Origin of the sequence: Pseudomonas sp. MRSN 12121, assembly GCF_000931465.1 — a bacterium.
GTDB lineage: Bacteria > Pseudomonadota > Gammaproteobacteria > Pseudomonadales > Pseudomonadaceae > Aquipseudomonas.
Map to the genome: position 1 here is coordinate 39,299 of NZ_CP010892.1, position 11,725 is coordinate 51,023.

Here is an 11,725-nt window from a genome sequence, read left to right on the forward strand (position 1 = left end):
GATCGCCACAACCTGTCAGGAAAACTCACCTATCCCATGAGCCACGACCTGCCCCCGCTGAACGCCCTCCGGGCCTTCGAAGCCACTGCCCGCCTGAACAGCGTCAGCCAGGCGGCCGAGCAGCTGCATGTTACCCACGGTGCCGTCAGCCGGCAGTTGAAGCTGCTCGAAGAGCACCTGGGGCTGAGCCTGTTCGTCAAGGAAGGCCGCGGCCTGAAACTCACAGATGCCGGGGTGCGCCTGCGGGATGTCAGCGGCGATGCGTTCGAGCGCTTGCGGGCGGTCTGCGCCGAGCTGACCCAGAGCACCGCCGACGCGCCTTTCGTGCTCGGTTGCTCCGGCAGCCTGCTGGCGCGCTGGTTCATCCCGCGGCTGGGGCGATTGAATGCCGACCTGCCGGATCTGCGGCTGCACCTGTCGGCCGGCGAAGGCGACCTCGACCCGCGCCGGCCCGGGCTGGACGCCCTGCTGGTGTTCGCCGAGCCGCCGTGGCCGGCGGACATGCAGGTCTACGAGCTGGCCAGTGAGTGTATCGGCCCGGTGCTCAGCCCGCGGTACAGCCGTTACGAGGCATTGCGCCAGGCGCCCCCCGATGCCTTGCTGGGCGAGGCGCTGCTGCAGACCACCTCGCGTCCGCAGGCCTGGCCCAGCTGGGCACGGCAAAACGGCATCGACGCCGGGGCATTGAAGTTCGGGCAGGGGTTCGAGCATTTGTATTATTTGCTGGAGGCGGCGGTCGCCGGGCTGGGGGTGGCAATCGCGCCGCAGCCGCTGGTGGCCGAGGACCTGCGGGCCGGACGCCTGGTTGCCCCGTGGGGCTTCTGCGAAACCCCGGGGCAACTGGCGTTGTGGCTACCCAAGCGCGCCGCGGATGGGCGCGCCCGGCAACTGGCGCAGTGGTTGCGGAACGAGCTGCGCCAGGCGCTTTAATCGCCGCGTTTGCACAGCAGGTAGGCCGCCAGCAGGCCCAGCGCGCCTACGGCGACGCCGGCGGTGGTCCAGGGGTGCTGCTGGGCGTAATCGCGGGTGGCGATCCCGGTTTCGCGGGTTTTCACTTTGACTTCTTCATAGGCATCGCTGAGCAGGCTGCGCGAATGTTTCAGCGCGTTCTCGGCGTTGCTTTTCAGCGTCTTGAGGGTTTTGCGTGATTCGTCCGAAGCATCGTCCTTCAGGCTTTCGAGCGACTTGAGCAGACTCTCGATCTCGGCTTCCATGCTTTCCAGTGAGGCTTTGCGTAGCGAAGTGTTGGCCATGGTGGCTCTCCTGCAATGTTGATGAGGGGGTCTGTAGGGTCCGACTGCACGGCGTGGCGAAAGTGCATTAAATCTGAACGTTGTGGGCCGGGACCGACACCAAGTGTTGCTGGCAATCGCTGCTAGGCTTTGATCTACCTCATCAGGAGAGAACGTCATGTCTGATCACCACACGTACAAGAAAGTCGAGCTGGTCGGCTCGTCCCCGAGCAGCATCGAAGACGCCATCAACAATGCGCTGGCCGAAGCCAGCAAAAGCATCAAGCACCTGGAATGGTTCGAGGTCACGGAAACCCGTGGGCACATCAAGGACGGCAAGGCCGCGCATTTCCAGGTGACGCTCAAGGTCGGCTTCCGGATTGCCAACAGCTGAGGCCGAGGCAGGCTGTTGAACTTGTGCGCTGGCCGATTGCCATAGGAAATGGCAAAGCGCTATATCTGCCTCGGGACCCGTAAGGGCTGGGGTTTTACGCTTTTTCTGATTCGACCAGGGAATGTGACCGATGAAAAAACTGGTAATGGCTTTAGCGTTGTTGAGTGCCGCGGGAACAGCCTTTGCTGCCGGCAAACCATGCGAAGAGCTGAAAAGCGAAATCGCCGCGAAGATCGATGCGAAGGGTGCGTCGGGTTATTCGCTGGATATTGTCGAGAAAGGCAGCGCGACTGACGGCAAAGTGGTCGGTAGCTGCGAAGGCGGTACCAAGGAAATCGTCTACAAGCGTGGCTGAGCCCCTGTAGGCATGCACGAAGCCGACGCTTGCGTCGGCTTTTTTGTGCCCGGGTTTCCCCGGAGCGGTCGTGCGTCCTGCGGCGGCTGGGGCCTGTCAGCCCTTCATGACCTGCGCCAGCAGTTCGTAGGAATGCAGGCGGTCGGCGTGTTCGTACAGGTCGCAGGTGAAGATCAGCTCATCGGCGTCGGTCTGTTCGATCAACACTTCGAGCTTGGCGCGGATCTTCGCCGGGCTGCCGATCATGGCCAGGCCCAGGAAACTGCCCACGGCCTCTTTCTCATGGGGCAGCCACAGGCCGTCCATGCTTGGCACCGGCTTGCGCTGCACCAGGCTCTGGCCGCGCATCAACGCGAGGATCCGCTGGTACACCGAGGTCGCCAGGTAGTCGGCTTGCTCGTCGGTATCGGCCGCCACCAGCGGCACGCCGAGCATCACGTAGGGTTTGTCGAGGACCGCGGAAGGCTTGAAGTGGTTGCGGTACACGCGAATCGCTTCGTGCATGTAGCGTGGCGCGAAATGCGAGGCGAAGGCGTAAGGCAAGCCACGCTGGCCCGCCAGCTGCGCGCTGAACAGGCTCGAACCCAGCAGCCAGACCGGCACCTGGGTGCCGGTGCCCGGTACGGCGATCACCCGTTGTTCCGGCGTGCGCGGGGCGAGGTAGGCCATCAGTTCGGCGACATCCTCGGGGAAATCGTCGGCGCTGCCGGAGCGTTCGCGCCGCAGCGCGCGGGCGGTCATCTGGTCCGAGCCGGGCGCGCGCCCCAGCCCCAGGTCGATGCGTCCCGGGTACAGGCTTTCCAGGGTGCCGAACTGCTCGGCGATCACCAGCGGCGCATGGTTGGGCAACATCACGCCGCCGGAGCCGACGCGGATGCTCGAGGTGCCGCCGGCCAGGTAGCCCAGCAGCACCGAGGTCGCGGAGCTGGCGATCCCGTCCATGTTGTGGTGTTCGGCGACCCAGAAGCGGGTGTAGCCGAACTTCTCGACATGCCGGGCCAGGTCCAGGGAATTGCGCAGCGATTGCGCCGGGCTGCCATCCTCGCGCACGGGGACCAGATCGAGGGTGGAAAACTTTACGTCGGACAATGGTTTCATGAACCTGCTTCTCCTCTGGGTATGCAGGCCTTTGTCATGAGCCAAAACCTGCCGAATGCTGTAAGCCTGTTTCATGCAATGTGGGCATATACCCGAGTTTCAATAGCCAGGACACATTTGCTGTCCGGATAAACGGCCGACTCACACCGGATGAACTTCACCGGGCCTTCTATCCTCTAGAACCCTATTGGCAGAAAACCCCAAGGGTGCGGCTTGTCGCGCCCGTTCTCGAGGAGACAGGCATGAGTATCACCAAGAAAGCATCGGCTCACTGGGAAGGCGACCTGAAAACCGGCATCGGCTCCATTTCCACTGAAACCGGGGTGCTGCGCGAAGCACCCTACGGCTTCAAGGCACGTTTCGAGGGAGGCCGCGGCACCAATCCCGAAGAATTGATCGGCGCCGCGCACGCCGGGTGTTTCTCCATGGCCTTTTCGATGATTCTCGGCGAAGCCGGGCTCAAGGCCGACAGCATCGATACCAACGCCGAAGTGACCCTGGATCAGGTCGATGGCGGGTTCGCGATCACCGCGGTGCACCTGATCCTCAAGGCCAGGATTCCCGGTGCCAGCCAGCAGCAGTTCGATGAACTGAGCCAGAAGGCCAAGGAAGGGTGTCCGGTATCCAAGGTGCTGAATGCCCGGATCAGCCTTGAGGCGACCCTGCTCGGCTGAGCCTGCTTCGCTGCGTGGGCAGCCCCTTTGCCACGGATGAATGCCGTTCATTCGCTGGGGGCGGGCTAGCCCGTGGCGGCGTTTGTATCGAGAGACCCGCGCCAGGCAGGCGCGGAAGCAGAACGCGGGTCATGAAAATGTGGTCGAATAGATGACTGCAGGCTCAGCCCAGGACCTTGGGCGCTGCATCAAGGGAGCTCCACATCATGAAACGTTTTGCCCTGGCAGTTGTTTGTTGCGCGCTGGCCACCTCGGCCCTGGCGGCTCCGAAGGATTGCGAAGAACTCAAGCAAGAGATTGAAATCAAGATCCAGGCCAATGCCGTGCCCTCCTACACCCTGGAGATTGTGAGCAAGGAGGAAGCCGAAAAGCATGACGTGGCCATGGTGGTCGGGACCTGCGAAAACGGCACCAAGGCGATCATCTACCAGAGAAACGACAGCTGATCAGATCACGCAGTTGACCATGTGATCCTCGGCCAGCAGCTCGCGCCGGGCGTTGTACAGCCGGGCGCTGGGTGTGAAGCCCAGCGAGCGGCCTTCCAGCAGGTAACGCTGGCCGGCTTCGAAATGGTCATAGCGGATGCTCAGGTAGCACAAGCGCTCGGCCGGATCGTTCAGCAGGCCGAGACGCCCGCTGAACACCTCGAAATCGAAACGCACCATCAATTCATGACTGCCCGGGGTGACCTGGAAATAGCGGCCATCGCGCAGGCGCTGGTTGTCCAGGCGTTCGGCCATCAATAGCTTGCCGCCCGGGGTCGGGGTGGCGAAGTCGACCCAGGCCTGTTGTGGGTCCACCGCCGGCAAGGGGCTGGTACAGGCAACGAGGCCGGTCAGGGCAAGCAGCAGCAAGGGTTGGCGCATGAGGGTCGGCTGTCCGGAGAGAAGCCGCAAGCATAGCGCCGATCAGGTGCGTTGACAGCCCGCCGGTTGCCCGGTGCCCACCAGGTTGCGTTGCTGGTCGTAGAGCTTGGCCCACGGCCGGAAACCGATATTGCCGGTCTGCAGCTGATAACGCTGGCCGGCGTTGAAGTCCTTGTATTTCACGTTCAGCTTGCAGTCGCGCCACAGCGGTTCGCTGTCCGGGCCGATATTGGTGGGCTCCACGGCGAACTGGTAGCGCACCTTCAGCTCATGGTTACCCGGCTGGACCTCGAAATAGCGACGATCCACCCAGGCCTTTTCATCCACTTCCAGCGCCTGCAGGGCGGTGTCCTGGTGGGTGTCGAGGTCGATCCAGGCTTGCGTCGGATCGGGGGTGGGCAGTCCGGCACAGCCGCTCAGGGTCAACAGTCCGGTGGTCAGCAGCAACACGCGCATAGCGAAACTCCAGGCAGGCGAGATAGTCTTGCGGGCAGACTCTCGACGGATGATTCGATTTGATTAGGCCGCGTTCAAGCCATGGGTTACTTGATCGTCTTTTGCGCTTTTTGTTTCCGGGCCTGGTGCTTTTGTCGCTCAACGGTTGTTCCAGCGTCGGTTACTACAGCCAGCTGGCCACCGGCCAATGGCGGTTGTTGCAGGCCCGCACCCCGGTCGAGCAGGTCATCGCCGATCCGGCTCGCGACCCGCAACTGCGCGCCCACCTGGCCCAGTCGCAGGTGGCCCGACGCTTCGCCAGCCAGCACCTGCACCTGCCGGACAACCAGAGCTATCGCCTCTACGCCGACATCGGCCGGCCCTTCGTGGTGTGGAATGTGTTCAGCACCCCCGAGTTTTCCCTGAGCCCCAAGACCCACTGTTTCCCGATTGCCGGCTGCGTGGCTTATCGCGGTTATTACAGCCAGGGCGGGGCCCGGGGTGACGCGGCCTTGCAGAAACAGCAGGGCATGGACGTGGCCATCGGCGGGGTGGAGGCTTACTCGACCCTGGGCTGGTTCAACGACCCGATCCTCAGTTCGATGATGCATTGGGGCGACGAGCGCCTGGCGACCCTGATCTTCCACGAGCTGGCGCACCAGCGCTTCTATGTGAAGGACGACACCGAATTCAACGAGTCCTTCGCCACCTTCGTCGAGCAGGAAGGCACCCGGCAATGGCGCGCCGCCAGGGGCTTGCCACCGTCCAGCGATGCCCAGGTCCGGCAGCGCGACCAGTTCATCCAGCTGATCCTCGATACCCGCCAGCGCCTGGAGCGCCTGTATGCCCTGCCGCTGCCGGCCGAGCAGATGCGCCAGCGCAAGGCCGCCGAATTCGAGCGGCTGCGGCGGGATTACCGACAACTCAAAGGCAGCCAATGGCATGGCGACTCGCGCTACGACGCCTGGATCGACGCCCCGCTGAACAACGCCCGGCTGCTGCCCTTTGGCCTGTACGACCAGTGGGTACCGGCATTTGCCGCCTTGTTCAAACAGGCGAACGGGGATTGGCCGGCGTTCTACCAGGCCGTGGAGAAGCTCGGTGCGCTGCCGGCCGAGCAGCGCAAGGCGGCGCTGAAAGCCTTGATGGGCGGCGTCTAGAAGGACGCCATCGCGGGCTCAACTGCGCAAGAACGCCTGGTGCAACTCGTCCAGGGTCTGGAAGTGGTAGGCCGGCGCCTCGGCGCTCAGTTCCTCGTGGCTGCCGAAGCCATACCCCACCGCCGCGGCGTCCAGTCCGTTGTGGCGGGCGCCGATCAGGTCGTGCTTGCGGTCGCCGATCATCAGGGTGTCGCGTGGGTCCAGGCCTTCTTCGCTCACCAGGTGGCGGATCAGCTCGACCTTGTCGGTGCGGGTGCCGTCCAGTTCGCTGCCGTAGATCACCTTGAAGTGTCGGGCGAAGTCGAAATGCCGGGCGATTTCGCGGGCGAACACCCAGGGCTTGGACGTGGCGATATAGAGCTGGCGACCCTGCCCGCCCAGGGTTTCCAGCAACGGCATGACGCCGTCGAACACCCGGTTCTCATACAGGCCGGTGACTTTGAACCGTTCGCGGTAGAAGTTCACCGCCTCCCAGGCCCTGGCTTCGTCGAAACCGTAGAACTGCATGAACGCCTGCAACAGCGGCGGGCCGATGAAGTGCTCCAGCTTCGTCAGGTCCGGTTCGTCGATGCCCAGCTTGCCGAGGGCGAACTGGATCGAGCGGGTGATGCCTTCGCGCGGGTCGGTCAGGGTGCCGTCGAGGTCGAACAGTACGGTTTGGTAATGCATGGGAATTCCTGGGCAATGATTCGGGGGCTCAAGCCTGGTCGTAGCCTTCGGCCAGATGCAGGTCCTTGAGCTTCACGTAGTTGGCGGCGCTGTAGGTGAAGAACGCGCGTTCCTTGTCGGTCAGCGGGCGTGCCTGCTTCACCGGGCTGCCGACGTAGAGGAAGCCGCTTTCCAGGCGCTTGCCCGGCGGCACCAGGCTGCCGGCGCCGACGATCACGTCGTCTTCGACCACCGCGCCGTCCATGACGATGCTGCCCATGCCGATCAGCACCCGGCTGCCGATGCTGCAACCGTGCAGCATCACTTTGTGGGCGATGGTCACGTCGTCGCCGATCAGCAGCGGGAAGCCGTCCGGGTTGAAGGGGCCGGCATGGGTGATGTGCAGCACGCTGGCATCCTGCACGCTGGTGCGCGCGCCGATGCGGATGCGGTGCATGTCGCCGCGGATCACCGTCAGGGGCCAGACCGAACTGTCGGCGCCGATTTCGACATCGCCGATCACCACCGCCGAGCTGTCGACGAAGGCCCGCGGGCCGAGGATGGGCGTGTGCTGCTGATAGGTACGGATGGCCAAGTGGGATACCTGCTCTGACATTTATTAATGGGGGCGATAGCTGCGGCGTGCGTCGATTGTAATTAAGATGGCGCAATGTTTCTTCCAGCCAAGGTGCCCACCGTGAGTGTGAACAACCCTCTTCTGCAGCCCTACGACCTGCCGCCGTTCTCGGCGATCCGCGCCGAGCACGTACAGCCGGCCATCGAACAGATCCTGGCTGACAACCGCGCCGCCATCGCTGAAATCCTCAAGAGCCAGGGCGCGCAACCGACCTGGGCCGGCCTGGTCCTGGCCATGGACGAACTCAACGACCGCCTGGGCGCCGCCTGGAGCCCGGTGAGCCACCTCAACGCCGTGTGCAACAGCGCCGAACTGCGCGAAGCCTATGAGGCCTGCCTGCCGGCCCTGAGCGCCTACTCCACCGAAATGGGGCAGAACCGCGAACTGTTCCAGGCCTTCGAAGCCCTGGCCAGCAGCCCGGAAGCCGCCGGTTTCGACGTGGCGCAGAAAACCATCCTGGAACACTCCCTGCGCGACTTCCGCCTGTCGGGTATCGACCTGCCGCCGGAGCAGCAGAAGCGTTATGCCGAAGTGCAGAGCAAGCTGTCCGAGCTGGGCAGCCGCTTCTCCAACCAATTGCTCGACGCCACCCAGGCCTGGACCAAGCACGTCACCGACGAAGCGGCGCTGGCCGGCCTGACGGCCTCGGCCAAGGCGCAAATGGCCGCCGCGGCCCAGGCCAAGGGCCTGGACGGTTGGCTGATCACCCTGGAGTTCCCCAGCTATTACGCAGTGATGACCTACGCCGAAGACCGCGCGCTGCGCGAAGAAGTCTACGCCGCCTACTGCACCCGTGCCTCGGACCAGGGGCCGAACGCCGGCCAGAACGACAACGGCCCGGTCATGGAGGAAATCCTCGACCTGCGCCAGGAACTGGCCCGCCTGCTGGGCTACGCCAACTTCGCCGAGCTGAGCCTGGCGACCAAGATGGCCGAGTCCAGCGACCAGGTGCTGAGTTTCCTGCGCGACCTGGCCAAGCGCAGCAAGCCGTTCGCTGCCCAGGACCTGCAACAGCTCAAGGCCTATGCCGCCGAGCAAGGCTGCCCGGATCTGCAGAGCTGGGACAGCGGTTTCTACGGCGAGAAGCTGCGCGAGCAGCGCTACAGCGTGGCCCAGGAAACCCTGCGCGCCTATTTCCCGATCGACAAGGTGCTCGGCGGCCTGTTCGCCATCGTCCAGCGCCTGTACGGCATCGAGATCGCCGAACTGAAAGGCTTCGACACCTGGCACCCGGACGTGCGCCTGTTCGAGATCAAGGAAAACGGCCAGCACGTGGGCCGCTTCTTCTTCGACCTGTATGCCCGCGCCAACAAGCGCGGCGGTGCCTGGATGGACGGCGCCCGCGACCGTCGCCGCACCTTCGACGGCGTGCTGCAAAGCCCGGTGGCCAACCTGGTGTGCAACTTCACCCCGGCCGACAGCGGCAAGCCTGCGCTGCTGACCCACGATGAAGTCACCACCCTGTTCCACGAGTTCGGCCATGGCCTGCACCACCTGCTGACCCGCGTCGAGCACGCCGGCGTTTCTGGCATCAACGGCGTGGCCTGGGACGCAGTCGAGCTGCCGAGCCAGTTCATGGAGAACTGGTGCTGGGAGCCCGAAGGCCTGGCGCTGATCTCCGGCCACTATGAAACCGGCGAGCCGCTGCCCCAGGACCTGCTGCAGAAAATGCTCGCGGCGAAGAACTTCCAGTCCGGCTTGATGATGGTGCGCCAGCTGGAATTCTCGCTGTTCGACTTCGAGCTGCATGCCACCCATGGCGACGGCCGCGGCGTGCTGCAGGTGCTCGAGGGCGTGCGCGACGAGGTCTCGGTGATGCGTCCGCCGGCCTACAACCGCTTCCCCAACAGCTTCGCGCACATCTTCGCCGGCGGTTATGCCGCGGGTTACTACAGCTACAAGTGGGCCGAAGTGCTGTCGGCCGATGCGTTCTCGAAGTTCGAGGAAGAAGGCGTGCTGAATGCCGAGACCGGTCGCGCGTTCCGCGAAGCGATCCTGGCCCGCGGCGGCTCCCAGGAGCCAATGGTGCTGTTCGTCGATTTCCGCGGACGTGCGCCGTCGATTGACGCACTCTTGCGCCACAGCGGCCTGTCCGAGGACGCAGCGGCATGAGCGAGGGGCCAGTGAAGACGAAAAAACGCTTTATCGCCGGGGCGGTATGCCCGGCGTGCAGCGAGCAGGACAAGCTGATGATGTGGAGCGAAGACGACGTTCCCCATCGCGAATGCGTGGCCTGCGGTTATGCCGACACCTTGAATGAACAGGGCCTGTCGGTGCCCAAGGAATTGAGCACGCGGGTCAACACCACGGCCCTCAAGGTGCCGGACGCCAAGGTCCAGTCGGTGCAGTTCTTTCCCAACCCCAAGTTGAAGAAGAAAACCGACGAACCCAAGTAGTGGTGAATCCTTGTAGGAGCGCAGCTTGCGCGCGATAGCGGTGTATCAGATACACCGCGGCGCCTCGATCGCCAGCAAGCTGGGCTCCTACAGGAAAGCTGCGCCCCTCGGGGCCTATCAATTCGCCGGCTTGCTGACGCTCACTGTCTCGAACCAGCTTTTCACCGAGCACAGGGCGAACACGCTGGTGCTGCAATCGCCATTGGCCAGGGCGGTGCGCAATTTGTCGATATCGGCCTGCATCATGTAGCGAATGCCGTCCTTGAAGTGGGAACTGTCGCCAAACCCGCCTCCGGTCATTTCATTCAGTGCCTCCTCCTTGCTCCACCCCTGGACCACGACCCGATACATCGCCGACATCAGGCCGGTGCGGTCCGAGCCGTGCTTGCAGTGCATCAGCACCGGGCCCTGGGTCTCGGCGGCCTGGATCGCCCGCAACGCCGCTAGCACATCGGCGTCATCCACATGATTGGTGCGATAGGGCAGCTGCACCTGGTTGATGCCCGGGGCTTGCAGCCAGCTGGAGTCGGACTCCGGCAGGAAGTTGATCACCGTTCCGACCTTGAGCTTCTCCAGCAGGGGCACGGCTTTGCCGTCCGGCAAGGCGCTGCGGTAGAGCGTTGGCGACATCTGGTACAGGTTGTAGTGGGGATCCACGGGCTGGGCCCACTGGGCGGGCCGGGTCGAGTCGGTCTCGGCGGCCTGCGCCTGCGGCCAGGCGAACAGCGTCAGGAGGGACAGGCAGAGAGCGGGAAGGACGCGAAAGGTGTGCATGCAGAAGGCCGTGACCGGAAAAAGAGTGAGGGAGCCTTAGCTTCTCCTCGAAGCGGTCAAAGCCCTGTGAGGGGCTTGTCAAAGAATCGTGAAGCGGGCTCCTGGAGGGTTTTTTCCGGGCAATCGCCACTTTTTCCGGCATCAGCGATCTATTTGGATGCTTAGCCTGCTACCATTTGTAACCAAAATTTGCTGAACTGCGCTTCCCGGCGCCGGCTTTTCCCCGCCGCCGCCAAAAAATGACAAGCCACGCCATGACGCGGCTGCCCAACCCGTGAATGCCTAGTGTGAGGTGTCTCCCCCATGTCTGATCACGATCAAGACAACCCGCGGCGTGAGTTTTTGCGCAAATCCCTGACCCTGATCCCGGTGGTCACGGTCGCCAGTACCGGCCTGGGCAGCTCGATGCTGATGGCCGCCCCTGAAGCGGCCAAGCCCGCCGCGCCCGTCGCACCGGCCAGGACTTCGGGCAGTGCCGACAGCTACCAGCCGACTTACTTCACTGCCGAAGAGTGGGCCTTTGTCCAGGCTGCCGTGGAGCGCCTGATCCCGGCCGACGAGCAAGGTCCCGGTGCCCTGGAAGCCGGCGTGCCGGAATACATCGACCGGCAGATGAACACCCCCTACGCCGCGGGCGCCCTGTGGTACATGCAAGGCCCGTTCAATGCCGACGCCGCGCCGGAGATGGGCTGGCAGAGCAAGCTGGTCCCCAAGGAGATCTATCGCCTGGGCATCGCCGCGACGGACGCTTGGTCGAAAGCCTTCAACGGTAAAACATTTGCCGCGAAAGACAGCGCTACCCGAGACGATCTGCTCAAGCAGCTTGAAGCCGGAAAACCGCAATTCGACAGTGTTCCGCCGAAGATTTTCTTCAACCTGCTGTTGCAAAACACCAAGGAAGGGTTCTTCTGCGACCCGATCCACGGTGGCAACAAAGGCATGGTCGGCTGGACCCTGATCGGCTTCCCCGGCGCTCGCGCCGATTTCATGGACTGGGTGGAACGCAACGAGCAATACCCTTTCCCGGCAGTATCGATTCGCGGCGAGAGGGCTTGA

16 protein-coding genes are annotated in these 11,725 nt (G+C 63.7%); 9 read left to right on the top strand and 7 right to left on the bottom strand.

The genetic code is table 11. From position 1 onward, the window contains the following. Nucleotides 1-36: 36 nt before the first annotated feature. Nucleotides 37-930: a LysR family transcriptional regulator gene (locus TO66_RS00185; protein WP_044460413.1), complete on the top strand. Its 894-nt coding sequence runs from the start codon at nt 37-39 to the stop codon at nt 928-930. On the opposite strand, the gene TO66_RS00190 is transcribed toward TO66_RS00185, so the two are convergent. Further along, nucleotides 927-1,253, bottom strand: coding sequence for a YqjD family protein (locus TO66_RS00190; RefSeq protein WP_044460414.1), 327 nt, complete (start codon nt 1,251-1,253; stop codon nt 927-929). The genes TO66_RS00185 and TO66_RS00190 overlap by 4 nt on opposite strands. Before the next feature lie 157 nt (nt 1,254-1,410). Between TO66_RS00190 and TO66_RS00195 the strand changes: the two genes are divergently transcribed. Both TO66_RS00195 and TO66_RS00200 read left to right on the top strand, forming a co-directional pair. Then, a complete protein-coding gene (locus TO66_RS00195) occupies nt 1,411-1,626 on the top strand; it encodes a dodecin (RefSeq protein ID WP_007926178.1) in 216 nt (71 codons plus the stop codon). A gap of 130 nt (nt 1,627-1,756) precedes the next feature. Further along, nucleotides 1,757-1,981, top strand: coding sequence for a DUF1161 domain-containing protein (locus TO66_RS00200; RefSeq protein ID WP_044460415.1), 225 nt, complete (start codon nt 1,757-1,759; stop codon nt 1,979-1,981). Nucleotides 1,982-2,077: 96 nt separating this feature from the next. On the opposite strand, the gene TO66_RS00205 is transcribed toward TO66_RS00200, so the two are convergent. Continuing rightward, the gene (locus tag TO66_RS00205) at nt 2,078-3,079 is read right to left on the bottom strand and encodes an LLM class flavin-dependent oxidoreductase (RefSeq protein WP_044460416.1); all 1,002 of its coding nucleotides are present in this window, start codon (nt 3,077-3,079) and stop codon (nt 2,078-2,080) included. 242 nt (nt 3,080-3,321) lie between these two features. On the opposite strand from TO66_RS00205, the gene TO66_RS00210 reads away from it, so the two are divergent. Together TO66_RS00210 and TO66_RS00215 are read left to right on the top strand one after the other, a co-directional pair. Continuing rightward, nucleotides 3,322-3,753: an OsmC family protein gene (locus tag TO66_RS00210; RefSeq protein WP_044460417.1), complete on the top strand. Its 432-nt coding sequence runs from the start codon at nt 3,322-3,324 to the stop codon at nt 3,751-3,753. Between the two features lie 206 nt (nt 3,754-3,959). After that, entirely contained in the window at nt 3,960-4,199 is a 240-nt protein-coding gene (locus TO66_RS00215; protein WP_044460418.1) for a DUF1161 domain-containing protein, read from the top strand. Here TO66_RS00215 and TO66_RS00220 read toward each other — a convergent pair whose 3' ends face one another. Together TO66_RS00220 and TO66_RS00225 are read right to left on the bottom strand one after the other, a co-directional pair. Continuing rightward, nucleotides 4,200-4,619: a hypothetical protein gene (locus TO66_RS00220; RefSeq protein ID WP_044460419.1), complete on the bottom strand. Its 420-nt coding sequence runs from the start codon at nt 4,617-4,619 to the stop codon at nt 4,200-4,202. A 42-nt stretch (nt 4,620-4,661) separates the two neighbouring features. Continuing rightward, nucleotides 4,662-5,075: a hypothetical protein gene (locus TO66_RS00225; protein ID WP_044460420.1), complete on the bottom strand. Its 414-nt coding sequence runs from the start codon at nt 5,073-5,075 to the stop codon at nt 4,662-4,664. A 59-nt stretch (nt 5,076-5,134) separates the two neighbouring features. On the opposite strand from TO66_RS00225, the gene TO66_RS00230 reads away from it, so the two are divergent. Further along, complete coding sequence (locus tag TO66_RS00230; RefSeq protein WP_044460421.1) at nt 5,135-6,214, top strand: aminopeptidase; 1,080 nt, start codon at nt 5,135-5,137, stop codon at nt 6,212-6,214. Between the two features lie 18 nt (nt 6,215-6,232). Here the strand turns inward: TO66_RS00230 and TO66_RS00235 are convergent, their stop codons facing one another. Continuing rightward, on the bottom strand, nt 6,233-6,883 hold the full coding sequence (locus TO66_RS00235; protein WP_044460422.1) for an HAD family hydrolase: 651 nt from the start codon (nt 6,881-6,883) through the stop codon (nt 6,233-6,235). Nucleotides 6,884-6,911: 28 nt separating this feature from the next. Next, nucleotides 6,912-7,457, bottom strand: coding sequence for a gamma carbonic anhydrase family protein (locus tag TO66_RS00240; RefSeq protein ID WP_044460423.1), 546 nt, complete (start codon nt 7,455-7,457; stop codon nt 6,912-6,914). Between the two features lie 75 nt (nt 7,458-7,532). Here TO66_RS00240 and prlC point away from each other — a divergent pair, with 75 nt between their 5' ends. Then, a complete protein-coding gene (prlC, locus tag TO66_RS00245; RefSeq protein ID WP_171820082.1) occupies nt 7,533-9,611 on the top strand; it encodes an oligopeptidase A in 2,079 nt (692 codons plus the stop codon). Beyond that, nucleotides 9,608-9,895 (top strand): YheV family putative zinc ribbon protein, encoded by a 288-nt coding sequence (locus TO66_RS00250; RefSeq protein WP_044460424.1) that lies wholly within the window; start codon nt 9,608-9,610, stop codon nt 9,893-9,895. Before prlC ends, TO66_RS00250 begins: the two co-directional genes overlap by 4 nt. Nucleotides 9,896-10,012: 117 nt before the next feature. Here TO66_RS00250 and TO66_RS00255 read toward each other — a convergent pair whose 3' ends face one another. After that, nucleotides 10,013-10,669 carry a tyrosine-protein phosphatase gene (locus TO66_RS00255; protein ID WP_044460425.1) on the bottom strand — a complete coding sequence of 219 codons (657 nt, stop codon included), beginning with the start codon at nt 10,667-10,669 and terminating at the stop codon, nt 10,013-10,015. A 303-nt stretch (nt 10,670-10,972) separates the two neighbouring features. On the opposite strand from TO66_RS00255, the gene TO66_RS00260 reads away from it, so the two are divergent. After that, complete coding sequence (locus tag TO66_RS00260) at nt 10,973-11,725, top strand: gluconate 2-dehydrogenase subunit 3 family protein (protein ID WP_044460426.1); 753 nt, start codon at nt 10,973-10,975, stop codon at nt 11,723-11,725.

Coding starts and splice junctions, on each gene's coding strand:
- TO66_RS00210 (WP_044460417.1), top strand. CDS start 3,322: ATGAGTATCACCAAGAAAGCATCGGCTCACTGGGAAGGCGACCTGAAA.
- TO66_RS00200 (WP_044460415.1), top strand. CDS start 1,757: ATGAAAAAACTGGTAATGGCTTTAGCGTTGTTGAGTGCCGCGGGAACA.
- TO66_RS00205 (WP_044460416.1), bottom strand. CDS start 3,079: ATGAAACCATTGTCCGACGTAAAGTTTTCCACCCTCGATCTGGTCCCC.
- TO66_RS00235 (WP_044460422.1), bottom strand. CDS start 6,883: ATGCATTACCAAACCGTACTGTTCGACCTCGACGGCACCCTGACCGAC.
- TO66_RS00190 (WP_044460414.1), bottom strand. CDS start 1,253: ATGGCCAACACTTCGCTACGCAAAGCCTCACTGGAAAGCATGGAAGCC.
- TO66_RS00220 (WP_044460419.1), bottom strand. CDS start 4,619: ATGCGCCAACCCTTGCTGCTGCTTGCCCTGACCGGCCTCGTTGCCTGT.
- TO66_RS00255 (WP_044460425.1), bottom strand. CDS start 10,669: ATGCACACCTTTCGCGTCCTTCCCGCTCTCTGCCTGTCCCTCCTGACG.
- TO66_RS00185 (WP_044460413.1), top strand. CDS start 37: ATGAGCCACGACCTGCCCCCGCTGAACGCCCTCCGGGCCTTCGAAGCC.
- TO66_RS00260 (WP_044460426.1), top strand. CDS start 10,973: ATGTCTGATCACGATCAAGACAACCCGCGGCGTGAGTTTTTGCGCAAA.
- TO66_RS00215 (WP_044460418.1), top strand. CDS start 3,960: ATGAAACGTTTTGCCCTGGCAGTTGTTTGTTGCGCGCTGGCCACCTCG.
- TO66_RS00225 (WP_044460420.1), bottom strand. CDS start 5,075: ATGCGCGTGTTGCTGCTGACCACCGGACTGTTGACCCTGAGCGGCTGT.
- TO66_RS00195 (WP_007926178.1), top strand. CDS start 1,411: ATGTCTGATCACCACACGTACAAGAAAGTCGAGCTGGTCGGCTCGTCC.
- prlC (WP_171820082.1), top strand. CDS start 7,533: ATGTTTCTTCCAGCCAAGGTGCCCACCGTGAGTGTGAACAACCCTCTT.
- TO66_RS00250 (WP_044460424.1), top strand. CDS start 9,608: ATGAGCGAGGGGCCAGTGAAGACGAAAAAACGCTTTATCGCCGGGGCG.